The 26,145-nt window shown below is 72.5% G+C and carries 26 protein-coding genes; 8 read left to right on the forward strand and 18 right to left on the reverse strand.

Annotated elements, in window-relative coordinates; all coding sequences use genetic code 11:
* Positions 1-152: 152 nt before the first annotated feature.
* Positions 153-776: a malonic semialdehyde reductase gene (locus ABZ493_RS11670; RefSeq protein ID WP_430582334.1), complete on the reverse strand. Its 624-nt coding sequence runs from the start codon at positions 774-776 to the stop codon at positions 153-155.
* 71 nt (positions 777-847) lie between these two features.
* Positions 848-1,903 (reverse strand): substrate-binding domain-containing protein, encoded by a 1,056-nt coding sequence (locus ABZ493_RS11675; RefSeq protein WP_430582335.1) that lies wholly within the window; start codon positions 1,901-1,903, stop codon positions 848-850.
* Positions 1,904-1,988: 85 nt separating this feature from the next.
* Here ABZ493_RS11675 and ABZ493_RS11680 point away from each other — a divergent pair, with 85 nt between their 5' ends.
* A complete protein-coding gene (locus ABZ493_RS11680) occupies positions 1,989-2,420 on the forward strand; it encodes a MarR family transcriptional regulator (RefSeq protein WP_430582336.1) in 432 nt (143 codons plus the stop codon).
* Here the strand turns inward: ABZ493_RS11680 and ABZ493_RS11685 are convergent.
* The 12 genes from ABZ493_RS11685 to urtA are packed head-to-tail and all read right to left on the reverse strand — an operon-like array spanning position 2,361 to position 13,064.
* Positions 2,361-3,347: a HoxN/HupN/NixA family nickel/cobalt transporter gene (locus tag ABZ493_RS11685; RefSeq protein ID WP_430582337.1), complete on the reverse strand. Its 987-nt coding sequence runs from the start codon at positions 3,345-3,347 to the stop codon at positions 2,361-2,363. The genes ABZ493_RS11680 and ABZ493_RS11685 overlap by 60 nt on opposite strands.
* Positions 3,344-4,213: an urease accessory protein UreD gene (locus tag ABZ493_RS11690; protein ID WP_430582338.1), complete on the reverse strand. Its 870-nt coding sequence runs from the start codon at positions 4,211-4,213 to the stop codon at positions 3,344-3,346. Before ABZ493_RS11690 ends, ABZ493_RS11685 begins: the two co-directional genes overlap by 4 nt.
* Positions 4,191-4,949, reverse strand: coding sequence for an urease accessory protein UreG (gene ureG, locus ABZ493_RS11695; protein ID WP_430582339.1), 759 nt, complete (start codon positions 4,947-4,949; stop codon positions 4,191-4,193). Before ureG ends, ABZ493_RS11690 begins: the two co-directional genes overlap by 23 nt.
* Positions 4,942-5,700, reverse strand: a complete 759-nt coding sequence (locus tag ABZ493_RS11700; protein WP_430582340.1) for an urease accessory UreF family protein — start codon at positions 5,698-5,700, stop codon at positions 4,942-4,944. Before ABZ493_RS11700 ends, ureG begins: the two co-directional genes overlap by 8 nt.
* A 7-nt stretch (positions 5,701-5,707) precedes the next feature.
* Complete coding sequence (locus ABZ493_RS11705) at positions 5,708-7,411, reverse strand: urease subunit alpha (protein ID WP_430582341.1); 1,704 nt, start codon at positions 7,409-7,411, stop codon at positions 5,708-5,710.
* Positions 7,411-7,809, reverse strand: coding sequence for an urease subunit beta (gene ureB / locus ABZ493_RS11710; RefSeq protein ID WP_430582342.1), 399 nt, complete (start codon positions 7,807-7,809; stop codon positions 7,411-7,413). The genes ABZ493_RS11705 and ureB overlap by 1 nt, the downstream gene beginning before the upstream one ends.
* Before the next feature lie 28 nt (positions 7,810-7,837).
* The gene (locus tag ABZ493_RS11715) at positions 7,838-8,140 is read right to left on the reverse strand and encodes an urease subunit gamma (RefSeq protein ID WP_429727897.1); all 303 of its coding nucleotides are present in this window, start codon (positions 8,138-8,140) and stop codon (positions 7,838-7,840) included.
* 31 nt (positions 8,141-8,171) lie between these two features.
* Positions 8,172-8,873 (reverse strand): ATP-binding cassette domain-containing protein, encoded by a 702-nt coding sequence (locus ABZ493_RS11720; RefSeq protein ID WP_430582343.1) that lies wholly within the window; start codon positions 8,871-8,873, stop codon positions 8,172-8,174.
* Positions 8,870-9,721: an urea ABC transporter ATP-binding protein UrtD gene (gene urtD / locus ABZ493_RS11725; protein ID WP_430582344.1), complete on the reverse strand. Its 852-nt coding sequence runs from the start codon at positions 9,719-9,721 to the stop codon at positions 8,870-8,872. Before urtD ends, ABZ493_RS11720 begins: the two co-directional genes overlap by 4 nt.
* On the reverse strand, positions 9,718-10,878 hold the full coding sequence (gene urtC / locus ABZ493_RS11730) for an urea ABC transporter permease subunit UrtC (RefSeq protein ID WP_430582345.1): 1,161 nt from the start codon (positions 10,876-10,878) through the stop codon (positions 9,718-9,720). Before urtC ends, urtD begins: the two co-directional genes overlap by 4 nt.
* The gene (urtB, locus tag ABZ493_RS11735; RefSeq protein WP_430582346.1) at positions 10,875-11,759 is read right to left on the reverse strand and encodes an urea ABC transporter permease subunit UrtB; all 885 of its coding nucleotides are present in this window, start codon (positions 11,757-11,759) and stop codon (positions 10,875-10,877) included. Before urtB ends, urtC begins: the two co-directional genes overlap by 4 nt.
* Before the next feature lie 21 nt (positions 11,760-11,780).
* Positions 11,781-13,064, reverse strand: coding sequence for an urea ABC transporter substrate-binding protein (gene urtA, locus ABZ493_RS11740; protein ID WP_430582347.1), 1,284 nt, complete (start codon positions 13,062-13,064; stop codon positions 11,781-11,783).
* A 171-nt stretch (positions 13,065-13,235) separates the two neighbouring features.
* Here urtA and tsaD point away from each other — a divergent pair, with 171 nt between their 5' ends.
* Together tsaD and ABZ493_RS11750 are read left to right on the forward strand one after the other, a co-directional pair.
* A complete protein-coding gene (gene tsaD / locus ABZ493_RS11745; RefSeq protein ID WP_430582348.1) occupies positions 13,236-14,297 on the forward strand; it encodes a tRNA (adenosine(37)-N6)-threonylcarbamoyltransferase complex transferase subunit TsaD in 1,062 nt (353 codons plus the stop codon).
* A 58-nt stretch (positions 14,298-14,355) separates the two neighbouring features.
* A complete protein-coding gene (locus ABZ493_RS11750) occupies positions 14,356-15,324 on the forward strand; it encodes a class I SAM-dependent methyltransferase (RefSeq protein ID WP_430582349.1) in 969 nt (322 codons plus the stop codon).
* Positions 15,325-15,336: 12 nt separating this feature from the next.
* Here ABZ493_RS11750 and ABZ493_RS11755 read toward each other — a convergent pair whose 3' ends face one another.
* The 3 genes from ABZ493_RS11755 to ABZ493_RS11765 all read right to left on the reverse strand — a co-directional run bounded on the left by ABZ493_RS11755 (position 15,337) and on the right by ABZ493_RS11765 (position 18,533).
* A complete protein-coding gene (locus tag ABZ493_RS11755) occupies positions 15,337-16,014 on the reverse strand; it encodes a hypothetical protein (RefSeq protein WP_430582350.1) in 678 nt (225 codons plus the stop codon).
* Between the two features lie 27 nt (positions 16,015-16,041).
* A complete protein-coding gene (locus ABZ493_RS11760; protein WP_430582351.1) occupies positions 16,042-17,193 on the reverse strand; it encodes a glutamate--cysteine ligase in 1,152 nt (383 codons plus the stop codon).
* A gap of 104 nt (positions 17,194-17,297) precedes the next feature.
* Positions 17,298-18,533 carry a class I SAM-dependent methyltransferase gene (locus ABZ493_RS11765; RefSeq protein WP_430582352.1) on the reverse strand — a complete coding sequence of 412 codons (1,236 nt, stop codon included), beginning with the start codon at positions 18,531-18,533 and terminating at the stop codon, positions 17,298-17,300.
* Positions 18,534-18,614: 81 nt separating this feature from the next.
* Between ABZ493_RS11765 and hsdR the strand changes: the two genes are divergently transcribed.
* The 5 genes from hsdR (at position 18,615) to ABZ493_RS11790 (ending at position 25,240) form a co-directional block, all read left to right on the forward strand.
* The gene (gene hsdR / locus ABZ493_RS11770; protein WP_430582353.1) at positions 18,615-21,083 is read left to right on the forward strand and encodes an EcoAI/FtnUII family type I restriction enzme subunit R; all 2,469 of its coding nucleotides are present in this window, start codon (positions 18,615-18,617) and stop codon (positions 21,081-21,083) included.
* A gap of 68 nt (positions 21,084-21,151) precedes the next feature.
* Positions 21,152-21,739: a type IV toxin-antitoxin system AbiEi family antitoxin domain-containing protein gene (locus tag ABZ493_RS11775; protein ID WP_430582354.1), complete on the forward strand. Its 588-nt coding sequence runs from the start codon at positions 21,152-21,154 to the stop codon at positions 21,737-21,739.
* 113 nt (positions 21,740-21,852) lie between these two features.
* Positions 21,853-22,608: a nucleotidyl transferase AbiEii/AbiGii toxin family protein gene (locus ABZ493_RS11780; protein WP_430582355.1), complete on the forward strand. Its 756-nt coding sequence runs from the start codon at positions 21,853-21,855 to the stop codon at positions 22,606-22,608.
* Positions 22,605-24,101: a class I SAM-dependent DNA methyltransferase gene (locus tag ABZ493_RS11785; RefSeq protein WP_430582356.1), complete on the forward strand. Its 1,497-nt coding sequence runs from the start codon at positions 22,605-22,607 to the stop codon at positions 24,099-24,101. The genes ABZ493_RS11780 and ABZ493_RS11785 overlap by 4 nt, the downstream gene beginning before the upstream one ends.
* Positions 24,098-25,240, forward strand: a complete 1,143-nt coding sequence (locus ABZ493_RS11790; RefSeq protein WP_430582357.1) for a restriction endonuclease subunit S — start codon at positions 24,098-24,100, stop codon at positions 25,238-25,240. The genes ABZ493_RS11785 and ABZ493_RS11790 overlap by 4 nt, the downstream gene beginning before the upstream one ends.
* A 4-nt stretch (positions 25,241-25,244) precedes the next feature.
* On the opposite strand, the gene radC is transcribed toward ABZ493_RS11790, so the two are convergent.
* A complete protein-coding gene (gene radC / locus ABZ493_RS11795; RefSeq protein WP_430582358.1) occupies positions 25,245-25,970 on the reverse strand; it encodes a DNA repair protein RadC in 726 nt (241 codons plus the stop codon).
* Positions 25,971-26,145 lie beyond the last annotated feature (175 nt).

Genomic DNA, 26,145 nt, shown 5'->3' on the forward strand with positions numbered 1-26,145 from the left:
TCCGCGAGCTTCTGGCCGTGTCCGCCTCGGCGTCGCCGGAACCCCGAGCGCTTCGTCGACGCCACGAACGACACGCTCTGAGCGGTCACGGTCCCCCCCTCTTCCCACCGGAAGAGGGGCCAACCGCCCGCTCACAGCGTGCGACGGTCGGGTCAGAGGACCTGCGCGACCTGGTCGAAGGACAGGCGCGGGCCGCGCGGGTAGGGCGAGCCCTCGCCCTCGGCGTGGCCGACGTTGACGACCAGCAGGGACTTCCAGCCCGACTGCGCGAAGAACTCGGCGTCGACGGCGTCGAAGTCCATGCCGTCCATCGGGCCGGCCGCGAGCCCGGCGGCACGCAGCCCGAGGATGAAGAAGCCGGCCTGGATGAGCGCGCTCTTGCGGGCCATCTGCTCGCGCAGGTCGGCGGCGGGGGCGAGCTGCTCCTTCACGCCGGGGACGGCGGGGAACAGGTAGTCCATGTGCTCGTGGAACGCCGGGTCGGCGGCGAGCACGAGGGAGACCGGGGCCGCGGCGACGCGGTCCTTGTTGGCGCCGGCCATGTGCGGGACGAGGCGGTCGCGGGCCTCGCCAGGGCGCACGACGAGCACGCGCAGCGGCAGCGTGTTCATCGCGGTCGGCCCGAACTTGGCGAGGTCCCAGGCAGCGGCGAGCTGCTCGTCGGTGACGGGCTCGTCCGTGAAGAGGGAGGTCGTGCGGGCGGCGCGGAACAGGAGGTCCGCCACGTCGTCGCCGACGGCGAGGGACGAGGACGGGTGCGTGAGGGTCTCGGTCATGGTTGCCGTAACAGATCGATGCAGACGCATGATTCCGGGATCGGCCGTGACGTGAACCACAGCGGCCCAGGTCACAGGGTCGTGAAGGGTTCGAAGTCGAACCCGTCGGCGCGCGCCAGGTACAGCTGCTGCCGCGCGTGGTTGCCGTGGAACCGCACCAGGCCGCGCGGCCCCTCGTAGCTGAGCCCGTCCACGGTGCGGTCCGTGGCGGCGACGGCGGCGCTGCCGGCCCGCTCGACGATCGACCGCAGCGCGAGGATCCCCTCGTAGCAGGCCTCCGCAGCCGCGCCGATCGCGGGCGCGTGCAGCCCGTGGTGCGCGGTGTACCGCCCGACGAGGTCGAGCGCCTCGCCCGTCGCGAGGCTGCGGAACCAGCCGCCGGCCGAGAAGAGGTTCGCCGTCGCCCCCGCCCCGCTGCCCATGAGCATGTTCTCCTCCATGAGCGTGCTGAGCCGCACCACCTTCTCGTGCAGGCCCCGCCGGGCGAACAGGCGGTTGAACCGCACCCCGTTCTGCCCCACCATCAGCAGCAGCACACCCTCGGCCCCCGAGCGCTCGACGTCGTCGAGGGTCGCGGCCAGCTGCGCGGCGCTCGCCCCCCGCTCGGGGAGGAACCGCGCCCCCGCGACCGCGGCGTCGAGCTCGGCCAGCCGTGGCGCCAGCGCCGCGTACGTGCCGCGGGGCCAGGCGTAGTCGTCGCCGACGACGAACCAGCGCCGCGCCCCCACCTCGGCGCGCAGCCTGGCGAGCGCCGGGAACAGCTGGGCCGACGGCACCTCGCCGGTGACGTACAGACCAGGCCGGGTCTCCCTGCCCTCGTACGCCGCCGGGTACACGTACGGGACCCGTCGCTGCACCACCGGGACGACGGCGTGCCGCACCGCCGACGTGTGCCACCCGGTGAGTGCGTGCAGCCGCCCGGCGTCGAGCGCCGTCCCGAGCCGATGGCGCAGCAGCGGGGCCGGCTGGCCGGCGTCGAGCAGCTCCGCGCGCACCGGGCGCCCGAGGATGCCGCCCGTGGCGTTGAGCTCGGCGACCGCGAGCTCGGTGACGGCCTGGCACGAGGGGCCGTAGATCCCGCCCGGCCCCTGGAAGTGCAGCAGGACGCCGACGACGAAGTCCGACATGACGTCCCGTCCGCGCGAGGGACCCGTCCCGGGCCCCGGCCTGTGATGGCCGGTAGTGTACGAGGGCGAGGGAAGGCGGGTCAGCATGCGGACGGCAGCACGCGCAGAGCGCACCACGACGGACGCCGGCGCGGCCCTGCCCGCCGCGCCGCCGACACTCCCGTCCGCCGAGCTGCTGCGCGAGTCCGTGCTCGCCGGCCGCCGGGCCGCGCGCCGCGCCGCCGACGTCCTGGCGCACGCGGGCTGCACCGTCGACGAGTGGCTCGTGCTGGACGCGCTCGGCCGCCGGCCGGGCGCCACGATGTCGGAGCTCCGCGCCGCGACGGTCACCGACAAGGCGACGCTCGGCCGTCGCGTGGACGCGCTGGTCACGCGCGCGCTGGTGTTCCGCGAGGTCGACGCGTTCGACCGGCGCGTGATCCGGGTCCACCTGTCGTCCCGCGGGCGGGACGTGCTCTCAGGCCTGGCGGCGCGACTTGCGGAGGCCGAGCAGGCCGACGACCCACGCGACCAGTAGCACCCCGGCAAGAACGAGCCCGTACGGCTCGAGGCTGACCGACGCCCCCGGCACCCGGGCGAGGGCCGGTACGTGCTCGGCCGCCACCTGCACCAGCGTCACGCCGCCGATGCCCACCGCGGCCGCCGCGGACACCCCGGTGACGAGCACGTCGTAGCGCAGGCGACCGCGGGTCGCGGCTCCGCCCCCGGCCTGCGCGTACGCGCGGCGCGCGGCCGATCCCTGCAGCGAGTCGAGCAGCGACATCCCGGCGGCGAACAGGACAGCGAGGGGCAGCGGCGCGTACCAGGGCACCTGGCCGAGGGCGGCGGACGCCGTCATCGCGAGGAGCCCGATCTCCGTGGCGGTGTCGAAGCCCAGCCCGAACACGAGCCCGACCCCGTACATCCGGCCCGGCCGGTCGGTCGCCCACGAGAACCGGCGCAGCGCCCACGAGACCGGGCCGCCGACGGCGTCGAGGTCGTGGTGGTGGCCGTCGCCGTCCGCGCGCCGGCCGGCACGCAGGGCGCGACGCAGCAGCAACACGTTCACGACGGCGATCGTCAGCAGGAAGGTGCCCGACACGACCGGCCCCCACACGCCGGTGAACCGGCGCCACGGCGAGGACTCGTCCTCCAGCGCGGGCGCGAGCGCCTGCATCCCGACGGCGAGCAGCAGCGCGGCGCCCACGACCACCGTCGAGTGCCCGAGCGAGAACCACAGCCCCACCCCGCGGGCGTCGCGGCCCTCGCGCACGAGCCGCCGGGTGGTGTTGTCGATCGTGGCGATGTGGTCGGCGTCGAACGCGTGCCGCAGGCCGAGACCGTACGCGGTGAGGGCCATGACCAGCGTGATCGCGCCGGAGCCGCCGTCCAGCGCGAGCGTGGCGGCGAGGCCGCCGATCCCCACCACGTGCAGGGCGGCGACGACGAGGGCGGTGCGGGTCATGCGGGCTCCAGACGGACGAGGGGTGGTGCGGGCGGTGTCGGCACGGGACGGGTCGGCGCGGGACGTGCCGACAGGGGATGAGACCGGTGCAACGGGCTGAGATGAGCGGCGGGGCCGAGCCAGCGGGTCAGGGTGCCGCCGCGCTCCAGGCGCAGCGTCACCGAGCCGTCGGGACCGGGGCCGTCGGGACCGGGGCCGGCGGGACCGCGGGAGTCGGTGTCGGACCCGTCGGCGTCCGGGTCCGGGATCCCGTCCGGGTCGTCGGCCGCCCCCCGGAGGTCGGTGACCGTGTCGACCACGCGCGCCCCGCCCAGCACCCCCGGCACGGGGCGGTCACCCGCGGCGACGACCTCCTCGACGAGCAGCGGCCCGTCGTCGTCGTGCGCGCGGGACCGCAGGACCACGCGGCCGCCGCGCTCGCCGTCGCGTCCCAGCACGACGGTCTCGCGCAGCCGCAGTCGCGCGCCCGGGCCGAGCACCGCGTCCGTCGACCGGGTCACGTCCGCGCCCGTGGACACGACGAACGGCAGACCCTCCCAGTCGAGCCGCGCGCCGGCCCCGAGCCGCACCTCGACGTCCCAGCGGCAGGGCACGCCCTCGCCGTCGTACGCGACCGTGCCGCCGACGTCGGTGAGCGTGAGCGCGCACCGGTCGGCCACGCGCACCTGCACCATCACGTGGTCGCCGCCGAGCAGCACCGCGCCGGTCGCGACCAGCGCGACCTCCGCGTGCGCGGCGCCGCGCGCGACGGTCCGCGCGGCGAGCAGGTCGTCCCGGGTGCGTACGCGCACGGGCGCGCCCGGCACCGCGCCCGGGACGACCTCGACGAGCGTCCGTCGGACGTCAGTGCGTGTGGGCGTGCTCATGCGCGTGCGCCTCGTCGCCGTCCGCGTGGCTGTGCAGGACGCCCCCGCCCTCCTCGTCGGCGTGGAAGTGCGGCGCCATGGGGCCGGGGTCCTGCGCCACGTGCTCGCCGTCGCGGAACCGCTCCAGGACACCCAGGAGCCAGGCGCGCAGCGCGGCGACGGAGGCGTCGTCGGTGCGCGACAGCGCGACGACGGCGCGCCCCTCGCGGGCGGCGGACGCGTCGGCGACCATCTGCTCGACGTCGACGCCCACGTAGGGCGCGAGGTCGGTCTTGTTCACCACGAGCAGGTCGGCGCGGCCGATGCCGGGGCCGCCCTTGCGCGCGACGTCGCCCCCGCCCGCGACGTCGAGCACGAAGATCTGGGCGTCCACCAGGGCGGGGGAGAACGTGGCGGTGAGGTTGTCGCCGCCGGACTCGATGATCACCAGGTCGAGCGGGTCGAAGTCGCGCTCGAGGTCCTCCGCGGCGAGCAGGTTGGCGGTGACGTCGTCGCGGATGGCGGTGTGCGGGCAGGCCCCGGTCTCGACGGCGCGGATGCGCTCCGGGTCCAGCACGCCGGCGGACCGCAGGAAGCGCGCGTCCTCGTCGGTGTAGATGTCGTTGGTGATGACGCCGATGGCCAGCTCGTCGGCCAGCGCGCGGCACACGGTCGCGATCAGGGAGGACTTGCCGACGCCGACGGGGCCGGCGACGCCGAGTCGCAGGGCACGGGCGGGGGGAGTGGTCTCAGGCACGGAACAACCTCTGGGTCGTGAGGGCGTGGGCCTCGGCCCAGCCCTCGGTCAACGGGGCACCGGAGGACGGGATGTCCTCCGGGGTGGCGCACGCCGCGACGCGGAGCACGTGCTCCTCGGCGGCAGCGCACGCGTCGAGGACCCACCGCGCCGGGGCGAGGGGGTCCAGCGGCTCGAGCTTGAGCAGGGCCGACGCCGCCGTCTGGGCGTCGTCGTAGACGGTGAGGCGGACGACGTCCGCGGGCGCCAGGCCGGCGGCCGCCGCGATCGCGCCGAGCACGACGGCGCGGGGCGGCGCGCCCGCGCCGTGCGGGCGCCCCGGGCCCTGCGGACGGCGGCTCGCCGCGTCGTGCCGGGCGACGACGCGCACGGCCGCGCTGTGGGGCCACAGGGCGCGCGCGACCCGCAGGTACCCGCGGCCCAGCAGGCGCGACGCGTCCCGCAGAGCAGGGGAGGGCGTCCGCGCCGCCCAGGCGCGCACGAGGGCGTCGACCCGGTCGTCCGGCGCGTCGACGGAGCCGGCGGCGGGCCCCGCGTCGGCCAGCAGCCGGGCGGTGACCACCGCCGTGCCGGCCTCCACCAGGCTGACCGTCGTCGCCCGACCGATCATCCACGCCGGCACGTCGGCCGGCGGCATGCCGCCGCGCAGCGCGGGCTCGAGGCTCGCGGAGTGGGCGTGCCCGCCGCCGGGCAGGCGGGCGTCCGCGAGCAGCAGCGCGACCGTGGCGGAATGCGGGGAGAGGGACGTCATGGGCGGCCTAGAACATCGCGTAGAGCTGGGCGAGCGGCAGGCGCACCGCGGGCGCGGGCTCCACCAGGTCGCCGTCGACGCGGATCTCGAAGGTGTCGGGGCGGATGTCGATGTGCGGCAGCGCGTCGTTGTTGCGCATGTCCGCCTTGGTGAGGCCGCGCGTGGGGGCGACCGGGGCGAGCTGCCGGCGCAGGCCCAGGCGCCCGGCGAGGCCGTCCTCGATCGCGGCCGGCGCGACGAACGCGAGCGAGGTGTCCGCGCCGACGGCGTCGCCGAACGCGGGCCGCATCAGCACCGGCTGCGGGGTGGGGATGGAGGCGTTCGGGTCGCCGAGCGCCGCCCACGCGATCACGCCGCCCTTGATGACGAGCTCGGGCCGGAAGCCGAAGAACCGCGGGTCCCACAGGACGAGGTCGGCCAGCTTGCCCGGCTCCACGGAGCCGATGTGGGCGTCGACGCCGTGCGCGACCGCCGGGTTGATCGTGTACTTGGCGACGTACCGGCGGGCGCGCTCGTTGTCCGCCGGCTCCGCGCCCGACAGCGGCCCGCGGCGGTGCTTCATCACGTGCGCCACCTGCCAGGTGCGGGTGACCACCTCGCCGATGCGGCCCATCGCCTGGGCGTCGGAGGAGGTGATGGAGATGGCGCCCAGGTCGTGCAGCACGTCCTCGGCGGCGATGGTCGACGCCCGGATCCGCGACTCGGCGAACGCCAGGTCCTCGGGGACGGCCGGGTTGAGGTGGTGGCAGACCATGAGCATGTCCAGGTGCTCCGCCACGGTGTTCACGGTGTGCGGCAGGGTCGGGTTGGTCGACCCGGGCAGCACGTGCGGCAGGCTCGCGATCGTGAGGATGTCGGGGGCGTGGCCGCCGCCCGCGCCCTCGACGTGGTACGCGTGGATGCCCCGGCCGTCGATCGCGTCGATCGTGGACTGGACGAAGCCGGCCTCGTTGAGCGAGTCCGAGTGCAGGGCCACCTGCAGGCCCCACTCGTCGGCGGCCCGCAGCGCCGCGTCGAGGGCCGCGGGGGTGGAGCCCCAGTCCTCGTGCACCTTGTACCCGGCCGCGCCGGCGAGGGCCTGCTCCGCGAGGGCGTCCGCGGCGACCGTGTTGCCCTTGCCCAGCAGCAGCACGTTGAGGGGCAGGTGGTCCAGCGCGCGCAGCACGGACCGCAGGTGCCAGGCGCCGGGGGTCACCGTGGTGGCCTTCGACCCCTCGGACGGGCCCGTACCGCCCCCGGCGACGGTCGTGATACCGGTGGCCAGCGCCTCGTGCAGCGCCGACGGCGAGAGCAGGTGCACGTGCGGGTCGAAGCCGCCCGCCGTGAGGATCCGGCCCTCGCCCGAGACCACGTCGGTCGAGGGTCCGATGACGAGCTCGGGGTGCACGCCGTCGGCCATGTCCGGGTTGCCGGCGCGGCCGAGGGCGACGATCCGCCCGTCCCGGAGCCCCACGTCGGCGCGCACCACGCCCCACCAGTCCAGGACGACGACGCCCGTGATCACGGTGTCCAGGGCCCCGGCGGCGCGGCTCCGCGTCGACTGCGCCATCGACTCGCGGATGGACTTGCCGCCGCCGAACACGGCCTCCTCGCCGCCGATCGTGCGGTCCTCGGTGACCTCGATCCACAGGTCGGTGTCCCCGAGCCGCACCTGGTCGCCGACGGTGGGCCCGTACAGGGCCGCGTAGCGCTCGCGATCGATCCAGACCATCAGTCCTCCTGCTCGGTGTGGTGCTGAGCGTCCTGCCGGACGGCCTGCGGAGCCCGGACGTCGCCCAGCGCGCCGCTGTCCTGCTTGCCCCGCTGGATGCCGGGGACGCGCCGGGCGCCGCGGATCGTCACCGCGTCGACCTCGCGGCTCACGCCCGGCTCGAACCGCTGCGAGGTGCCGGACGGCACGTCGAGCCGGAAGCCGTGCGCGGCGGCGCGGTCGAACCGGAGCGCGTCGTTGGCGTCGGGCAGGTGCACGTGCGAGCCGACCTGCACCGGCCGGTCGCCGGTGTTCTCCACGACGAGGCGCAGCCGCTCGTGGGCAGGGCGGGCGTTGAGCTCGAGGCGGCCGGGGGCGACGCGGATCGCGCCGGGTCCGGCGGACGAGGTGGCGGACACGGGGTCCTCCTGTCGGGTCGGGTCGCGGTCAGGGGATCGGGTGGTGCAGGGTGACGAGCTTGCGGCCGTCGGGGAAGGTGGCCTCGACCTGGACGTCGACGAGCATCTCGGGCACGCCGTCCATCACCTGCTCGCGGCCCAGCACCTCGCGACCGTCCTGCATGAGGGTCGGCACGTCGGCGCCGTCGCGGGCCCGCTCGATCACCCAGCACGACAGCAGGGCGACCGACTCGGGGTGGTTGAGCCGCACGCCTCGGGCGAGGCGGTCGCGCGCGACCATGCCCGCGACGGCGAGCAGCAGCTTCTCGGTGTCGGCGGGGGTCAGGTGCACGGGTCCTCCTCGGTGCGTGCCGGCGTGCGGGTCACAGCGCCATCGCCTCGCGGGCGCCGGCCAGGGCGTCGGCGCCTCCGCCCGCGCCCCGGCGGGTCACGCGCCCGGACGCCAGCACGGCGTACTCGGCGGCGTGCTCGACGGCGTAGCCCAGGTGCTGCTCGACCAGCAGCGCGGAGAGCCCGCCCGCGGCCGTCAGCGTGGTGATCGCCGCGTAGATCTCGCTCACGACGTTCGGCTGGATGCCCTCGGCGGGCTCGTCCAGCACGAGCAGCCGCGGGCCGGTGACCAGCGCGCGGGCGATGGCGAGCTGCTGGCGCTGGCCGCCCGACAGGAGCCCCGCCTGGCGCCCGAGCAGCTCGCGCAGCGCGGGGAAGAGGTCGAGCGCGTCGTCGGTGCGGCGGCGGCCGGCCGGCCCGTGGGCGTCCGCGACGACCTGCAGGTTCTCGCGGGCGGTGAGCTGCCCGAAAGACTGCTGGCCCTGCGGCACGTACGCGATCCCCGCCCGCACGCGCCGGTGGGTCGGCCAGCGGGTGACGTCCTCGCCGGCGAGCCGCACCGTCCCCTTGCGCGCCGGCAGCAGGCCGAGCACCGCCTTGAGCAGCGTGGTCTTGCCCGCGCCGTTGTGGCCGAGGACGGCGGTCAGCGTGCCGTCCGCGACGGCGAGGTCGACGTCGTGCACGACGGCCGTGCGGCCGTATCCCGTGCTCACGCCGTGGAGCTCGAGCATCATGCGGGTCCCCCCGTTCCGGTGGCGGTGGTCGTGGTGGTGGCGGCCGGGGCACCGAGGTACACCTCGACCACGGCGGGGTCCTGCTGGACCTCGGCGACGGTGCCCTCCGCGAGGACGCGGCCCTGGTGCATGACCGTCACCGAGTCGGCGTAGGAGCGCAGGAACTCCATGTCGTGCTCGACGACCACGACGACGCGCTGGGAGCCCACCCGGCGCAGCAGCTCGCCGGTCTCCTCGCGCTCCGCCTGCGTCATGCCGGCGACGGGCTCGTCGAGCAGCAGCAGGTGCGCGTCCTGCACCAGCAGCATCCCGATCTCGAGCCACTGCTTCTGACCGTGCGCCAGGACGCCCGCGGGCACGTCGCGCAGCGCGGCGAGGCCGACGGTCTCCATCGCCTGCTCGACCGCCTCCGGGACGCCCCGTCGCCGGCGCAGCATCGCCGCCGGCCGACGTCGCGCGCCCGCGGCGATGTCGAGGTTCTGCAGCACGGTGAGCTGCTCGAACACGCTCGCCGTCTGGAAGGTGCGGCCCACGCCGGCGCGCGCGACGCGGTGCGTGGCGCGCCCCAGCAGCTCCGTGCCGCCGAACCGGGCGGAGCCCGCCGCGGCGCGCACCAGCCCGGTGACGGCGTCGATGAGCGTCGTCTTGCCCGCGCCGTTGGGACCGATGAGGAACCGCAGGTCGCCCTGCGTGACGGTGAGGTCGACGTCGTGGACGGCGACGAAGCCGCCGAACTCCACCCGCAGCCCGCGCACCTCGAGGTAGTCGTGCCGGAACCGGGCGGTGTCGTCCCCCAGCAGCGCGTCGGCGGCGGCGAGGTCGATCTCGGGGGTCTCGTCGGCGGTCATGCGCGGCTCCCTTCGGGCAGGAGGTCGGACGACGTGGCGTCGTCCGACGCGGCGGGAGCGTCCGGCTCCGCCTCCCGGGCGGACCGTCGTCGTCGGCGCAGCATCGGGAGGACCGACGCCAGGCCGCCGGGCAGGAACGCGACGACGAGGACGAAGAGCGCCCCCTGGAGGTAGATCCAGCCGGAGGGGAAGGCCTCCGACATCGTGGTCTGCGCCCAGCTCACGGCGACCGACCCGAGCACGGGCCCGAGCAGGGTCGCCCGGCCGCCGATCGCCACCCCGACGAGGAACGCGATGGAGGGGACGACGCCGACGTCGGCGGGGGAGATGATCCCGACGATGGGCACGAAGAGCGCCCCGCCGACGGCGGCCATCACTGCGGCGATCACGTAGACGACGGTCTTGACGGCCGCCGGGTCGTAGCCGAGGAACCGCACGCGGTCCTCCTGGTCGCGCACGGCGACGAGCACCTCGCCGAACCGCGACACCATGAGCTGCCGGGCGACGGCCACCATGACGAGCAGGACCCCGGCGGCGATGAGGTAGAGCATCCGCTGGTTGACCGGGTCGGCGAGGTCGTAGCCGAAGAACGACCGGAACCCGTTGAGCCCGTTGGTGCCGCCCGTCGTCTGCTGCTGGCCGATCAGCAGGATCGCGAACGCGGCGGCCAGCGCCTGCGACAGGATCGCGAAGTACGCCCCGCGCACCCGGCGCGTGAAGACGGCCCAGCCGAGGACGGCGGCGAGCGCGGCCGGCACGAGCACCACCAGCGCGAGGGCGACGCCCGGCGAGCGCAGCGGCTCCCACCAGCCGGGCACCTCGCCGGTGCCGTACAGCAGCATGAAGTCGGGCACGCCGCCCGGGCCGGCGTCGGCGAGCTTGAGGTGCATCGCCATGACGTAGGCGCCCAGGCCGAAGTAGACGCCCTGGCCGAGGGTGAGCAGGCCGCCGCGACCCCACGCGAGGCCGATGCCGACGGCGACCATGGCCAGGCACAGGAACTTGCCCAGGAGGCCGAGCCGGAACGGGCTCAGCAGCACCGGCGCCACCGCGAGCAGGAGGACGGCGGCGAGGCCGAACCCGGCCAGGGCGCGCGCCCGGCCCGGGCGGACGAGGCCGGACAGCCGTGCGGTGAGGGTGCTCGTGCTGCCGGTCATGCGAGGCTCCTCGTCCGGACCGAGACCAGGCCCTGGGGTCGTACCTGCAGGAACGCGACGATCACCACGAAGACGAGCACCTTCGCGACCGACGCCGTGGTGGAGTACTCGAAGAACGCCTGCAGCAGGCCGAGGGCGGTCGCCGCGATCACGGTGCCCTTGATCTGCCCGATGCCGCCGGCGACGACGACGAGGAACGCGTCGACGATGTAGCCCGTGCCCAGCGTGGGGCCGACCGAGCCGAGCAGGGTCAGCGCGACGCCGGCGATCCCGGCGAGGCCGGAGCCGATGAAGAACGTCAGCCGGTCGGTGGCCCGCGACGAGATCCCCGACGCCTCCGCCAGGTCGCGGTGCTGCACCACGGCCCGGATGCGGCGTCCCAGCGGGGTGGCCTTCATGACGACGGCCAGCGCGACCAGGCACACGACGGCCAGCGCGAGGATGAACAGCCGGGTCTTGGGCAGCGCGAGCCCGCCGACCGTGACCGCGCCCGACAGCCAGCCGGGCGCCGCCACGTCCACGTTGGGGGCGCCGAACACGTCCCGGGCCACCTGCTGGAGCAGCAGCGCGACGCCCCAGGTGACGAGCAGGGTGTCGAGCGGCCGCCGGTACATGCGGTGGATGAGCGTGGCCTCGAGCAGCAGCCCGAGCGCCCCGCCGACGAGGAAGCCGAGCGGGAGCGACACGAGCAGGCTCGCGCCGGGGTCGCCGAGCAGCCCCTGGATCACGAACGCCGTGTAGGCGCCCGCCATCATGAACTCGCCGTGGGCCATGTTGATCACGCCCATCTGGCCGAACGTCAGGGCGAGGCCCAGGGCCGCGAGGAGCAGCACCGAGCCGAGGCTCAGGCCCGCGAAGAGCTGGGAGAGGAGGGTGTCCATGTCGTGTCCAGGGGCCCCGGGTCAGGAGAGCCCGTCGGCCCAGTCGTAGCCCTCGAGGAACGGGTCGGGCTCGATGGGCTCCTCGGAGCTCCACTCGGTGTGGATGAGGCCGTCGGCGCCGATGCGTCCGACGAGCGCCGTCTTGGCGACGTGGTGGTTGTCGCCGTCGACGACGACGGTGCCCTCGGGGGCGTCGAAGGTGACGCCGTCCGCGGCCGACTGCACGTCCGCGACCTCGAAGGAGTCCGCCTTCTCGACCATCGCCTTCCACAGGTACAGCGACGTGTAGGCCGCCTCCATCGGGTCGGACGTCACGCGGTCGTCGCCGTACTCGGCCTGGAACGCCTTCACGAACGCGTCGTTCTCGGGGCTGTCGACCGTCTGGTAGTAGTTCCAGGCGGTCAGCTGGCCCTCGATGTTGTCGACGCCGATGCCGCCGACCTCCTCCTCCGCGATCGAGACGGAGACGACGGGCATGTCGTCGGCGGACAGGCCCGCGTTGTTGTACTCCTTGAAGAACGCGACGTTGGAGTCGCCGTTGAGGGTGTTGAAGACGGCGTCGGCCCCGGCGGCCTTCACCTTGTTGACGATGGTGGAGAAGTCCGTGTGGCCGAGCGGCGCGTACTCCTCGCCGACGATCTCGATGCCGTGCGCCTCGGCGTACGCGTTGATGATCTTGTTCGCGGTCCGCGGGAAGACGTAGTCCGAGCCCACGAGGAACAGCGACTTCGTGCCCTGCTCGGCCAGGTAGTCGAGGGCGGGCACGATCTGCTGGTTCGTCGTGGCGCCCGTGTAGAAGATGTTCTCCGAGGCCTCGAGGCCCTCGTACTGCACGGGGTAGAACAGCAGCGAGTCGTTCGCCTCGAAGACCGGCAGCATCGCCTTGCGCGACGCCGACGTCCAGCCACCGAACACCGCCGCGACGCAGTCGCTGGTGATGAGCTTGGTGGCCTTCTCGGCGAAGACGGTGGGCTCGGACTGGCCGTCCTCCGAGACGATCTCGAGCTGCTTGCCGAGCACGCCGCCGTCGGCGTTGATCTCTGCCGCGGCCAGCTGGAGCGAGTCGTGCACGGTCTGCTCGGAGATCGCCATCGTGCCCGACAGCGAGTTGAGGAAGCCGACCTTGACCGAGTCGCCCGACGTGTCGACGCAGCCCTCCGCCGCGGAGGCCGAGGCGTCACCGCTCGCCGCGTCCACCCGGGCCCCGCAGGCCGAGAGGGCGGCGACGGCGAGGACGGCGAGGGAGGCGACGACAGGTCGGGTGGTGCCGGTGCGCGTGGTGCCCGTGCTGCTTCGAGGACGCATGGTGCTCCTTCGTGGCCGTGGCCCGTGGGGGCCGGTTAGGTTCAGATGAACCCAAGTACGCCCACGTGTCCTCGCCGTGAGTTCGGTGTCACCATCGTGTTACGGCTGGTCGGAGCGGTGTCGGAGGGGCGGCCGGACCGACCGCCCGGCCGCCGGTGCGATCATGGGGGCATGGCATCCGCGCACGGGGTCGGTGACCCCCTCGTCCTCGGTATCGAGACCTCCTGCGACGAGACGGGCGTCGCGCTCGTCCGCGGCGACGAGCTCCTGGTCGACGCCGTCGCCAGCTCCATGGACGAGCACGCGCGGTACGGCGGGATCATCCCCGAGGTCGCGAGCCGCGCCCACCTGGAGGCGATGGTCCCGACGATCCGGCGCGCGCTCGGCGAGGCCGACGTCGACCTGTCCGAGGTGGACGCGATCGCCGTCACCGCCGGGCCGGGCCTCGTCGGCCCGCTGACCATCGGCGCGTCGGCGGCGAAGGCGCTCGCGATCGGCCTGAACAAGCCGCTGTACGGCGTCAACCACGTCATCGGGCACGCCGCGGTGAACCAGCTCGTCGACGGCCCGTTCGACGGCCGCACGATGGCGCTCGTGGTCTCGGGCGGGCACAGCACGCTGATGCTCGTGGACGACGTGGCCACGAACGTGACCGAGCTCGGCTCCACGCTCGACGACGCGGCGGGCGAGGCCTTCGACAAGGTCGGCCGCCTGCTCGGCCTGCCGTACCCCGGCGGCCCGCACGTGGACCGGCTCGCGCGCGAGGGCGACCCGGAGGCCATCCGCTTCCCGCGCGGCCTCACCGCCGCGAAGGACCAGGCCAAGCACGCCTACGACTTCTCGTTCTCCGGTCTCAAGACGGCGGTCGCGCGCTGGATCGAGGCCTGCGTCGACGCCGGGCGCGAGGTGCCCGCGGCCGACGTCGCCGCGTCGTTCGCCGCCGCGGTCGCCGACGTGCTCACGGCCAAGACGATCGCCGCGTGCCGACAGCACGACGTCGAGACCCTCGTCGTGGGCGGCGGGTTCTCCGCGAACAGCCAGCTGCGGGACATGGCCGCGAAGCGCTGTGCGGAGGCCGGCATCGACCTGCGCATCCCGCCGATCCGCTACTGCACCGACAACGGCGCGATGATCGCCGCGCTGGGCTCCGCCGTCGTGCGCGCCGGGGCGGCGCCGTCGAGCTTCGACTTCCCGGTCGACTCGTCGATGCCCATGACCACCATCACGGTCTGACGGGCGCCGCCGGAAAAGACCTCGTGGCCGTCGGGCTCGCGTCGGTAGCGTGCGGGCCGTGACGACGACGCGCCCCGCCATCTACCAGCACCCGCTCGCCTATCTCGTCGGGCTGGAGGGCGTGGCGCTGCTCCGGGCGTTCGCCGGCGAGCACGACCGGGCGTTCGTCGAGGCGCGGCTGGCCGACGTCCGCGCGCTGCTCGACGCCGCCGACCGCTTCGGGGACGGCCACGACGTCCCGCCGATCACCACGACCGAGGGCTACCGGCACTGGGCGCCCCGCTACGACGGCCCGAACGGGTTCTGGGGCATGGAGGAGCCGCTCGTCCGGCCGCTGATGGAGGACCTGCCCCGCGGCGTCGCGATCGACGCGGCGTGCGGCACCGGGCGCCACACGGAGTGGCTGGTCGAGCAGGGGCACGACGTGCTCGGCGTCGACTCGTCGCCCGACATGCTCGAGGTCGCCCGCGCCAAGGTCCCCGGGGCCCGGTTCGCCGAGGGCGACCTGCACGAGCTGCCGGTGGACGACGCGTCCGCCGACCTCGTCCTCGTCACCCTCGCCCTGTGCCACGTGCGCGACCTCGGGCCGGTCTTCGGCGAGCTGGCGCGCGTGCTGCGGCCCGGCGGCCGCCTCGTCGTCTCCGACACCCGCGGGTACCTCACCGGCTCGCCGCTCTACCCGCTGGTCGAGGGCGCGGACGGCGAGTTCGGGTACATCCCGAACTGGTTCCACGCCACGAGCGAGTACCTGCAGGCGGCCATGCCCGTGGGCCTGGCCCCGCGGTTCTGCCGCGAGTACGTCGGCGGGGGCGCGGACGACGTCGACGGGGGAGCCGACCGCGGCCGCGAGTACACGGCGGCCCCGGACAGCGGGGCGGGCGCCTTCGACCCCGCCGCCGACCTGGAGCTCGAGGACCCGACCCGCCCGCCGACCCTCTGGGAGCTGATGCCGTGGGTGCCGGCGGCGGCGGGCGCGGCGTACGCCGGCACGCCCTCGCTCATCGTGTGGGACTTCGAGAAGGAGTAGCCGCGGCGCGAGCTACTCCTCGGCGTGCGTCGAGGGAGCGCAGAGCTCGTCGGGCACCTCAGAGCCGCACAGGGCCAAGTCCCAGTCGACCTGCACGGCGTGCTCGACGCCGTCCGGCATGACGTAGGTCACCGTCATGTCGCCCACGCGCGCCCCGCGTCGGTCGGCGGTCAGGCTGATCAGGATCTCGTCGGTCGTCGTGCCATCGAACCCGAGGAGGTCCTGGCAGGTCGCCCCGACCTCGAGCCCCTCCACGCCTTCTCCAAGCCGGCTCGACCCGAGGTCCAGGTCTCTCGCCGCCCCGCGCATGCTCGCGATCGGCGTGCCGGTCGCGGAGTCGAACGTCCGGACGTACGCCACGGCCTCCAAGGGTTCCGGTCCAGCGGAGTCGGCGAACCGTAGCCCCGTCAGCCGGGCGGGGCCGTCCTCGGTCGTCAGGCACGGGAGAAAGCTCCCGAAGGTCCCGCTCCACGTCCCGTCGGGCGAAAGGTCCGTCGGCGGCCGGATCGAGACGGATCCCGAGCCGGGGACGTGGAGCGACATCGGTCCGTCCCCCTCAAGGTGCGCGACCGGCGCGCTCGAGCACCCGCCGACGCCCAGGGTGGCCACGGCCACCCAGAGGACGACCGCGGCAGGCGCCCGCCTTCTCGTCGAGGCTGACACGCGCCTGTCTCGTCCCGTCACCGACACCGCTCCGCCCTCGAACCTTCGGGTTCGTCAGGCCGTCGCGGGCAGCGGTCGCCCGGCGTGCAGCTCGGCGACGAGCGACGCGACCACGGCCTCGAGCGCCGCGGGGCCGCCGCCGTGCGCGCGGGCCACCTCCCGCTGCCGCTGGTACGACGCGCCCCGGCGGACGATCTCCCGCACGCCGTCGAGCTCGGCGGCGCAGCCCAGCCGCTCGGCGACGGGCTCGAGCGTCGTGAGCAGGCGCGGCAGCGCGTCGGTGACGAGCTCCTCCTCGCCGGCGTCGTCGAGGATGATGATCGCGTCGGTGCCGTAGCGGGCCGCGCGCCACTTGTTCTCGTGCACGAACCACGCCGGCATCGTGGGCAGGGGGCGGCCGTCGTCGAGCAGGGTCGACAGGTGCTCCACCAGGCAGTGCACGAGAGCCCCGAGTGCGGCGAGCTCGAACGTGTTCGACGTGCCGTCGCAGATCCGCATCTCGACCGTGCCGAAGTGGGGGGCGGGTCGCACGTCCCACCGCACCTCGGTGAAGTCGTCGATGACGCCGGTGTGCAGCATGTCGGCCGTGTACCGCTCCAGCTCGGACCAGGCGCCGAACTGGTACGGCAGCCCGGCCGTGGGCAGCTGCTGGAAGATCATCGTGCGCATCGACGCGTACCCCGTGTCGTCGCCCCCGAAGAACGGCGACGACGCGGACAGCACCTGGAGGTACGGCAGGTAGACGAGCAGCGAGTTGACGATCGGCAGCACCTTGGCGCGGTCCTCGATGCCCACGTGCGCGTGCACGCCGTAGACGATCTGCTGCCGCCCCACGACCTGCGCCCGGTCGACGACGGTCGCGTACCGCTTCTTGTCGGTCACCTTCTGCTGCGACCAGTGCGCGAACGGGTGCGTTCCCGCGCCCATGAGGTCCACGCGCATGGGGCCGGTGGCGTCGTGGATGGCGGCGATGCCGCGCTCGAGGTCGGCGATCGCCTCGGGCACCGTGCGCCGCACGCCGCTGATCACTTCGACCGTGTTCCGCAGGAACTCCGGCTTCACGTACCGGTGCCGGACGTCGTCGGCCACCGCCTCGATGACGGCGGGCGCCACCTGCCGCAGGTTGCCCGAGTCGGCGTCGACCAGCGCGAGCTCCCACTCGAGCCCGACGCTCGACCGCTCGGAGGCGGCGAATTCCAGCACCATGCGGGCCATGCTTCCACGGGGTGACGCCGGGACGCGCGCCGGTCCGGCAGGTCTCGGCGCGACACCTCGCCGCGACCGCCTCCTCGCGCGCGCCCGGCGCGGGATCAGCGCAGCGGCTCGACGACGAGCACGTGCTGCGCGCCGCCGACCCGCGTGAGCACGAGGGTCGCCTCGGCGTCGCCCTTGGGCGAGAGCTGGGCCCGCAGCTGCTCGGGCGTGACGGCGGTGCCGCGCTTCTTGATGGTGAGCCGCCCGACGCCGCGCTCGCGCAGGTAGGCCTTGAGCCGCTTGAGGTTGAACGGCATGACGTCGAGCACGCGGTAGCCGGTCGCCAGCGGCGCGGTGCCGTCGGCGGGCGGCGGGGCGGGCTGGTCGGTCGTGACGTAGGCGATGGTGCGGTCCAGCAGACGGCCGCCCAGCTCGGCCGCGGCGTGCGCGACGAGCCCGGCGCGGATGACGGCGCCGTCCGGTTCGTACAGGTAGGCGCCGACGGGGCCGACGTCGGGCACGAGGTCGGCCCCGCCTGCGTCGTCGTGCAGGTCCGCGCGCAGCGTGCGCGACGTCGTCGTCCCGCCCGCCGTCGCGAGCACCAGGGCGGACCGGCCGGGCCCGTCGGGCGCGAGCGGGCCGAACCACAGCCCCGCTTCGACGACGTCGCCGTCCACGGAGACCCACTGCGTCTCCGCGTCCTCGGGCAGCCCCTGGTGGGGGATGCCGGGGCCGACCTTGATCCCCAGCGCGGGGACCTGGGCCCGCAGGTTCCAGACGGCGTCGAGCGGGGGAGCGTAGGCGGCCGGGTCGAACACCCGCCGCCCCCCGCGGGTGCGTCGCGCCGGGTCGGCGTACACGCCGTCGACGCCCTCGGCGGCGAGGTCGAGCGCGAGCCCGTCCGCGTGCCGCACCTCGGCCTCGGGGAAGTGCCGCAGGTTCACGGTGGCCAAGGCCGCCGTGACCTCGTCGACGTCGGTCGCGAGCACGCGCAGCCCCACGCCCGCGAACGCGAGCGCGTCCGCGCCGATCCCGCTCGTGAGGTCCGCGACCTTGGTGACGCCCGCGGCGAGGTAGTGGCGGGCGTGCAGCGCCGCGACGACGAGGCGGGTGGCCTGCTCGACGCCGTCGGGCGTGAACAGCATCCCGTCCGCGAAGTCGCCGAGCTTGGCGCGGGCCTTGGCCCGCAGCCGCGACTGGGTGAGGGCGGCCGCCGCGAGGTCGGCGTCGACCCCGTCGGCCCGCAGCCGGGTGGCCAGCACCATGGCCTGCGTCTCGTCGTACGGGGGGAGGGAGTTGAGCAGCGCCCACCCGTCCGGGCTCAGCAACTTGCTCACGGAGGCGGCATCCATCGGGCCATCGTCTCAGGCTAGGAGTGCCCTCGGTTCCGGGTGCCGGTGCCGGTGTCGGTGCTGGTCGCTAGGGTGCGGCACATGGTTCAGGGCCCGGACGAGTCCACGACGTGCCGAGACTTCATCGTGCCCGCACTTCGACGGGCTGGATGGTCCGATGATCAGATCGTCGAGCAGGTGCAGTTGCAGAACCCGGAGTCGGAGCATGCTCGCCGTCACGCGAAGGGCGAGTTGCGGGTAGCCGACTATGTACTCGAGGTGGACGGCGTCCGTGTCGCCGTCGTCGAGGCGAAGCGGCTGTACCGATCGGCGGCCGACGCCATGGGGCAGGCGATCGACTACGCGCAGCGCCTCGACGTGCCGTTCGCTTTTGGGTCGAACGGCCGCACCATCATCCGCCATGACCGGCACGCCGGTACGGAGAGGGACGTCGCGTCGTTCCCTTCGCCGGACGACGTCTGGGCCGCGTTCGTCGCGAACCGCGGCCTGACGCAGCGCGCTGCCACGACTGTCCGCGTGCCGTACAACCGTCAGCTCCGAGCCCACGGCGGCCGTGACGTCAAAGAACCTCGCTACTACCAGCAGGTCGCGGTGCAACGCGCGATCGAGGCCATCGACGGCGGTCGTACACGGGCGTTGCTGCTCATGGCGACGGGCACTGGTAAGACGTTCACGGCCCTGCAGCTGATCCACAAGCTGCGCGAGTCGAGCAGGGCCCTGGACGGTGGTCGTGCGTATCGGGTGCTGTACCTCGCGGATCAGGACGTCCTCGTCGCCGATCCGATGAAGGACTTCAGGACGGCCTTCGGCGCGGAGGCGGTGACACGCCTGGCCAAGCGGTCGACGTCGCGGAGCCGTGATCTGTACTTCGCGACGTACCAGGCACTCGACGGCGAAGCGGCCACCGCCGGCGACACTGCGGAGGGTGGCACCCCGCTCTCGGTGTTCGAGGACCTTCCGCGGGACTTCTTCTCGCTCGTGATCGTCGACGAGTGCCATCGAGGCAGTGCCTCAGAGGAATCGCGATGGCGGAAGATCTTGGAGCACTTCGACGTCGCCGTCCAGGTGGGGCTCACAGCCACTCCGAAGCGCGACACCAACGTGGACACGTACGAGTACTTCGGTGAGCCCGTATTCGAGTACTCGCTCAAGCAGGGGATCGAGGACGGATATCTCGCGCCGTACCGCGTGCGTCGCGTCGTCCTCGACGTGGACGCGCTCGGCTGGGAGGCGATGCCTGGGCAGCGCGACGACTTCGGGCGGGAGATCCCCGAGGGGGTGTTCGGGACCAAGGACTTCGAGCGGCGCCTGTCCCTGCCGGACCGGACCGAGGCGATGGCACAGCACCTTGCCGGGCTCTTGCGCGAGACCCCGGACTCCCGGGCGGCGGTGTTCTGCGTGAGTGCGCAGCACGCGTACGACATGAGGCGGGCGCTCGTGAACGCGGATCCGGACAAGTCGCGGCGGGACCCCCAGTGGGTGGTCCGGATCGTGGGCGAAGAGCCTGACAAGGACAGGTTCCTCGAGCACCTGACGGACCCCACGTCCGACTGGCCGCAGGTGGCGACCACGATGCGGTTGCTCAGTACAGGGGTCGACATGGAGGACCTGAACTTCGTGGTGCTGTGCCGCCCGGTGGGTTCGATGATCGAGTTCAAGCAGATCGTCGGCCGGGGGACGCGGCTGTACCCGCCGAAGGGGAAGCAGTACTTCGAGGTGGTCGACTACGTCGGGGCGTCGGCGAAGTTCCGCGACCCCACCTTCGACGGACCACTTCCGGCGCCGCGGAAGGAGCGGGTTCTGCCGAGCGGTGAGGTCGTCGTCGACGACGAGGGCGAGGATCCGCTGGGTGGCGATGATGCGGGCGAACCGTACCTGGGCATCGCAGAACCTGAACCGGAGTTCCGGACCGAGCCGGGTGGAGTCCTCGGGGGGATCGATGGTGAACCCGATGCAGCGGCACTGCCCGAGCGGATTCTGACCGTGTCGGGCGAGTCGATCACGCTGCTCGGCGAGCGGATGCAGGTCATCAATCCGGAGACGGGCCGGCTCGAGACCATGGAGTATCGGGAGTATGTCGGCGCACGGGTGCGGACCCTCTTTCCGACCGTGGGCGATCTCCGAGCCGCGTGGATGAACCCGACGGAGCGGCAGGCCGTGCTCGCGCGACTCGAGTTCCTCGGGCTCGACCTGGACCTGTTGGCGCAGCACGTGCGTCTCGCCGAGGCGGACCCTTTTGATGTGCTGGCGTCCGTGGCGTGGGATCTCGAGCCCCGGACGCGGCGGGAGCGTGCCGATCGCGTGCGGGTGTCCTACGGCGATCGGATCGAGCGACTGAGCGAAGCCGCGCGTGCCGTGATCGACGTGCTGCTCGACCGATATGCGCAGCGTGGAGTGAACGAGGTCGCGCCGGCGGCGCTCCAGGTGCCCCCGTTGACGGAGCACGGCACCGCCTTCGAGCTTGCCGAGGAGTTCGGGGGGATCGAGGGTTTGCGGACCTGGCTCGCGGACCTGCAGCGCTGGTTGTACGAGGACTCCAGGATGGCTTGAGGTTCACGCCGATGTGGGGCCCAAACTAAAGGAAACTTTGATGTCATTCCGGTGGTAGGCTCGCTATCGTGAGTCAGCGGCGCGATGTCCTTCAGTCGCTGCAGTCCCTTGCGTACCGACAGGCCGGCTACTTCACCGCGGCGCAGGCAGTCGACGTTGGGTTCAGCTATCAGGCGCAGAAGTATCACGTCGACCACGGGAACTGGGTGCGGGTGGAACGGGGAATCTTCCGACTCCGTGACTGGCCGGCGGCCATCGACGACGTCTACGTGCTCTGGACGCTCTGGAGCCGGGGCCGGGGCGTCATCTCGCACGCCACCGCTCTCGCCGTGCACGACGTGGGTGTGCTGGACCCGGGGACGATCACGATGACCGTGCCGGAGGGCTTCTCCGCCAAGCATCCAGCCGTCCGAACCATGCCCGGGGACCTCTCGGGCGACGACGTCGAGGCTCGCCAGGGCTTCAGAGTGACCACTCCGCTGAGGACACTGCTGGACATCGCGGCGAGCGAGAACCAGGAGTCGGTGGACGATGCAGTCGCCGAGGCGCTCGAGCGGGGACTCGTCACGGCGAGGGCTCTCGGTCGCCGCGCGGACGAGTTCGGTGACCGGGCGGCGCTGCGGATCGAGCGCGCACTCGCGGCGGCGCGCGGATGACCCCGCGCGAACCAGCGGCGCTGCGGGCCAGCCTCGACGCCCGCCTGCAGGTCCGTGCCCAGGAACGCGGCGTCGACGTCAACCGTCTCCGTCGGCACCTGACGTTTCAGCGGATGCTGCGGCGCCTCGACGACCGTTGGGTGCTCAAGGGTGGATATCTCCTGGAGGCCCGGCTCGGGACGCGGGCGCGAGCGACCAGGGATCTGGACCTTGCGCTCACAGAGCCCGTGACGGAGCTGGCCAACCTCCTGACGGACGCCTTGGCCGACGACGTCGATGGCGACGGGTTCGTCTTCCTCGTCTCCGCGGTCCGGTCGCACCTGGCGGATTCCGACGAGCTCGGTGGGCCGGGTGCGCGACTCGGCGTGACCGCCCGACTGGGGGGCAAGGATTTCGCCCGCGTCCGGGTAGACGTCGTCGCGAGGCCGGACGAGGTGACCGGCGGGATCGAGAAGGTCGTGCTCCCTGTCGTCGTGGCCGAACCTGGTTGGGCGCCGGTCGCGGTCCGTGCGGTGGACCTGGCGCAGCACGTGGCGGAGAAGCTCCATGCCCTGAGCGCGGTCGACGCGCACCCGCGACCCTCGACGAGGGTCAAGGACCTGCTCGACGTGGTTCTCGTCCTCGACACCGGCGCCCTGGACGAGGTGAGGTTGGCCGACAGGCTGCACGCCGTCTTCCGTGCTCGCAACGGCGCCGCGCCTCCTGAGACGTTGCCGGACCCTCCGGCGTCGTGGGTCGCCGACTACGCCGCCATGGCAGAGCTTCACGAGGTCGCGGCTCGCACCTTGGCGGACGCCGTCGCGGCCGCCCGTGATCTCTATCGACGGTCGCTCGACCTCGATGTCCGTCCTGAGAAGGAGCAACAGTGAACGCCGCAGCACGTCCGACCTCCACCCGCGCAGAGCTCTCCGCGGTGATCAAGCGTGCTCGCAACATCATGCGCAAGGACCCCGGCCTGAACGGAGACGCCGACCGGATCCCGCAACTGTCGTGGCTGCTCTTCCTCAAGTCGCTCGACGATCATGAGAAGCGGCGTGAGATGTTCGAACCGGACAGCCGACCGTTGCTGGGCGAGCCGTACCGGTGGCGCGACTGGGCGGGGCCGGGTGCTGCGACGCAGCGCGTGGGCGCCGCGCTGAGCACGTTCGTCGACGAGAACCTGCTGCCGCACCTCGCGGGCATGCGGGGCACAGGCGAGCGGGACGTCGTCGGCCAGGTCTTCGCCGACGTCCGCAACCGCATGCTCTCGGGCTACCTGCTCGGCGAGCTCATCGAGCAGATCGACCGGGTGAACTTCAACTCCTCCGACGACCTGCACACCATGGCGCACGTCTATGAGTCGATGCTCAAGGAGATGCGCGACTCGGCCGGCGATGCCGGAGAGTTCTACACCCCGCGTCCCGTGGTGCGGTTCATGGTCGACATGATCGACCCGCAGGTGGGGGAGACGGTCATGGACCCTGCGTCCGGGACGGGCGGCTTCCTGGTCGAGGCGCATGAGCACGTCCAGGAGATGGTGACGTCCGTAGCGCAGCGTGAGCGGACCCGCGGGACGCTGCGAGGCTTCGAGAAGAAGCCCCAGCCCTTCCTGTTGTGCCAGATGAACCTGCTGCTGCACGACGCGCTGGACCCGAAGGTGGACCGGGCCAACTCTCTGGACGCCGCCCTGAGCGAGCAGGAGTACGACGGCGTGGACGTGGTGCTGACCAACCCCCCGTTCGGTGGCGAGGAGGAGGCCGCGATCGCCAAGAGCTTCCCGGCGGGGATGCGTACGGAGGAGACCTCCTGGCTGTTCCTGCAGGCCGTGATGGCGCGGATCTTGCGTCGCAAGGGTCGGGCGGCGGTCGTGGTCCCGAACAGCACCCTGTTCGGTAAGGGCGTGGGCGGCCGGATCAAGAAGAAGCTGCTGGAGAACTTCGACCTGCACACGGTGGTCCGGCTGCCGAACGGCGTCTTCGAGCCGTACACGGCGATCCCGTCGAACCTGCTGTTCTTCGAGGCGGGCCGTCCCACCGCCGAGACGTGGTTCTACGAGCTGCCGACGCCCGAGGGCCGCAAGAAGTACACGAAGACCAAGCCTCTGCGGCACGAGGAGTTCGCAGACCTGCAGGCCTGGTGGGGCGAGCCCGGGCCCGGGCCCGAGAAGCGGAAGGCGAGGGTCGAGAACGAGCACTCCTGGAAGGTCGGGATAGACGAGCTCGTGAAGCGCGAATACGACCTGGACCTGCGCAACCCCCACGTCGCCGACGCACTGGAGGATCGCCCCGTCGCCGAGATCCTCGACGAGCTCGTCGACGTCGAGGAGCAGATCCTCGACCTCCTGCGGGGACTCCGCGCCGAGGTCGTGGAGGAGAAGAAGTGACGGTCGAGTGGGTGCCCATCGGCGAGGTCCTCGCATTCGCCGAGGTCGACGAGGTAGTCGATCCGCAAAGGGCATATCCGATCATGGGTGTGCTCGGTCAGGGGCGCGGGATTCTCGTGCGCGACGCCATCAGGGGAAGCGATACGGCTTACAAGACACTTCGCAAGATGCGGGCCGGCCATGTGGTTTTCTCGCGACTCAAGGCGTTCGAAGGGGCGTTCGCCGTGGTGCCCGATTGGGCTGATGGAATGTTTGCTTCGAACGAGTTCCCGAGTTTTCAGGCCAACAAGGAAATGCTCGACGTCGATTGGTTCGCTCACTTGCTCCACACGAGTTGGTTTCAGGAGAGGGTGCGCGGGCTGTCGCAGGGGATTGGCGCACGACGAGAGCGCCTGAGCGTGTCGAGTTTTTGCTCGATCAGGATTCCACTGCCCGACCTCCCCACCCAGCAAGGCATCGCCGCCCGACTCGACCGCATTGCGCACCTTACCCACGGAGTTGCCAGATCGGCTGAACCGCTGTCTGTGGCGAGAGCTCGCTTGCTCAGGGACGTGCTGGAGGGTGGGAGGCCTCGACCGCTCGGCGAGCTGCTGGCGCGTCGAACGGATGAAGTCGAGGTTGAGTCGACCGAGCGGTACCCGATGCTTGGCATGCGCAACCGTGGTCGCGGACCATTCGATGCCGGAATGCTGGAAGGGTCTGCGACCAAGTACTCGCGACTGCGGAAGGTCCATTCGGGTGACCTGGTCTATCTCAAGCTCGGTGCTTGGGAAGGGGCTTTCGGGATCGTGCCCGACGGGCTGGACGGCAGACATACGTCGCCTGAGTTCATTTCCTACCGACTAGACGGCGAACATGTTGACTCGAATTTCCTGAAGGCGCTCGTGTCCTGGGACTCGTTCGCGACGAAAATCGGTGGTCTGTCGAAGGGGACTAATCTTCGGCGGCGAAGGTTGACGCCGGAAGCATTCGAGGCACTCGAGATCCCGCTACCTTCAATCGAGGCGCAGCAGATCGTCGGCCGTCGCCTGAACATTCTCGATCAGATCGAACGGCTGTCGGTCAGGCGCGACGAACTGGGGATGTCACTCATTCCTGCGGCGCGCAACGAGGAGTTCCGTCGGTTGTTGGAGCCGTGATCGGCTACGTGGCGTTCAGAACTGACCGCCACTCGCTGCCCGCGACGACCAGATGATCGAGCAGCCGCAGCCCCACGTCCTCGGCCGCTGACCGAAGCGCAGCCGTCGTCCGCCGGTCGGCGTCGCTGGGTGCCGGGTCCCCTCCGGGATGGTTGTGCGCCAGTGCGAACGCGACGCCGTCCCGCCGGAGCACGTCGGCGAGAACTTCCCGGACCGGGAACGCGGCACCGTGTGCGCCGCCGTCGGCCACAACGATCGTCTCGAGGACCCGATTCCCTGGCCTGCACACCACGAGGGCGACACGCTCTCGCCGTGCGCCGACGAAGGCCGGTGCGGTCACACGGGCGACGTCGGCGGACCGTCTGATGACCGGCCGCTCGTCCTCGGCGCGTGCTCCACGAGATGTCAGGGCGAGGGCGGCGACGATCCGGGCCGCCTTCGCCGTACCGACGCCCGGCACCCGCGCGAGAGCCGCCACATCAACGTGGCGCAGGCCGGCGAGCCCGCCGTGCTCGTGCAGGAGCTCCGCGGCCAGGTCGACGGCGTTGGCGCCGCGTCGACCGGATCCCAGCAGCAGAGCGACGAGCTCGGCGTCGGTCAGCGCCGTCGAACCATGACGGACGAGGCGTTCACGAGGTCGTTGCTCCGCGTCGAGGTCAGTGATGGTGGGGCGCAAGGTCACGCCGAACACGATGGCAGCGACGCGCCGGTACACGTGGTCGCCATCCACAGGTGGTGACGCCCTGGGCGAACGACCCGCCGACTTCTGGCACTCGACTTGTCAGAGTGCTAACGCCTGCCTAGATTTGTCGTCAGCGACCGCAAGGCTGTACCGGCACCCGCGACGACGGCCAGCCCTCGGACGCGACCTGGTCAATCAGCTAGTCCATCCACGCATCGCGAAT

Source organism: Isoptericola sp. NPDC019482, assembly GCF_040632295.1.
In the GTDB taxonomy this organism is placed as follows: Bacteria; Actinomycetota; Actinomycetes; order Actinomycetales; family Cellulomonadaceae; genus Isoptericola.

Bases quoted from the DNA above. Each gene is read 5' to 3' on its own strand.
- ABZ493_RS11670 (WP_430582334.1), bottom strand. From the start codon at position 776: ATGACCGAGACCCTCACGCACCCGTCCTCGTCCCTCGCCGTCGGCGAC.
- ABZ493_RS11675 (WP_430582335.1), bottom strand. From the start codon at position 1,903: ATGTCGGACTTCGTCGTCGGCGTCCTGCTGCACTTCCAGGGGCCGGGC.
- ABZ493_RS11680 (WP_430582336.1), top strand. From the start codon at position 1,989: ATGCGGACGGCAGCACGCGCAGAGCGCACCACGACGGACGCCGGCGCG.
- ABZ493_RS11685 (WP_430582337.1), bottom strand. From the start codon at position 3,347: ATGACCCGCACCGCCCTCGTCGTCGCCGCCCTGCACGTGGTGGGGATC.
- ABZ493_RS11690 (WP_430582338.1), bottom strand. From the start codon at position 4,213: ATGAGCACGCCCACACGCACTGACGTCCGACGGACGCTCGTCGAGGTC.
- ABZ493_RS11700 (WP_430582340.1), bottom strand. From the start codon at position 5,700: ATGACGTCCCTCTCCCCGCATTCCGCCACGGTCGCGCTGCTGCTCGCG.
- ABZ493_RS11705 (WP_430582341.1), bottom strand. From the start codon at position 7,411: ATGGTCTGGATCGATCGCGAGCGCTACGCGGCCCTGTACGGGCCCACC.
- ABZ493_RS11720 (WP_430582343.1), bottom strand. From the start codon at position 8,873: ATGATGCTCGAGCTCCACGGCGTGAGCACGGGATACGGCCGCACGGCC.
- urtD (WP_430582344.1), bottom strand. From the start codon at position 9,721: ATGACCGCCGACGAGACCCCCGAGATCGACCTCGCCGCCGCCGACGCG.
- urtC (WP_430582345.1), bottom strand. From the start codon at position 10,878: ATGACCGGCAGCACGAGCACCCTCACCGCACGGCTGTCCGGCCTCGTC.
- urtB (WP_430582346.1), bottom strand. From the start codon at position 11,759: ATGGACACCCTCCTCTCCCAGCTCTTCGCGGGCCTGAGCCTCGGCTCG.
- urtA (WP_430582347.1), bottom strand. From the start codon at position 13,064: ATGCGTCCTCGAAGCAGCACGGGCACCACGCGCACCGGCACCACCCGA.
- tsaD (WP_430582348.1), top strand. From the start codon at position 13,236: ATGGCATCCGCGCACGGGGTCGGTGACCCCCTCGTCCTCGGTATCGAG.
- ABZ493_RS11760 (WP_430582351.1), bottom strand. From the start codon at position 17,193: ATGGTGCTGGAATTCGCCGCCTCCGAGCGGTCGAGCGTCGGGCTCGAG.
- ABZ493_RS11765 (WP_430582352.1), bottom strand. From the start codon at position 18,533: ATGGATGCCGCCTCCGTGAGCAAGTTGCTGAGCCCGGACGGGTGGGCG.
- hsdR (WP_430582353.1), top strand. From the start codon at position 18,615: ATGGTTCAGGGCCCGGACGAGTCCACGACGTGCCGAGACTTCATCGTG.
- ABZ493_RS11780 (WP_430582355.1), top strand. From the start codon at position 21,853: ATGCTGCGGCGCCTCGACGACCGTTGGGTGCTCAAGGGTGGATATCTC.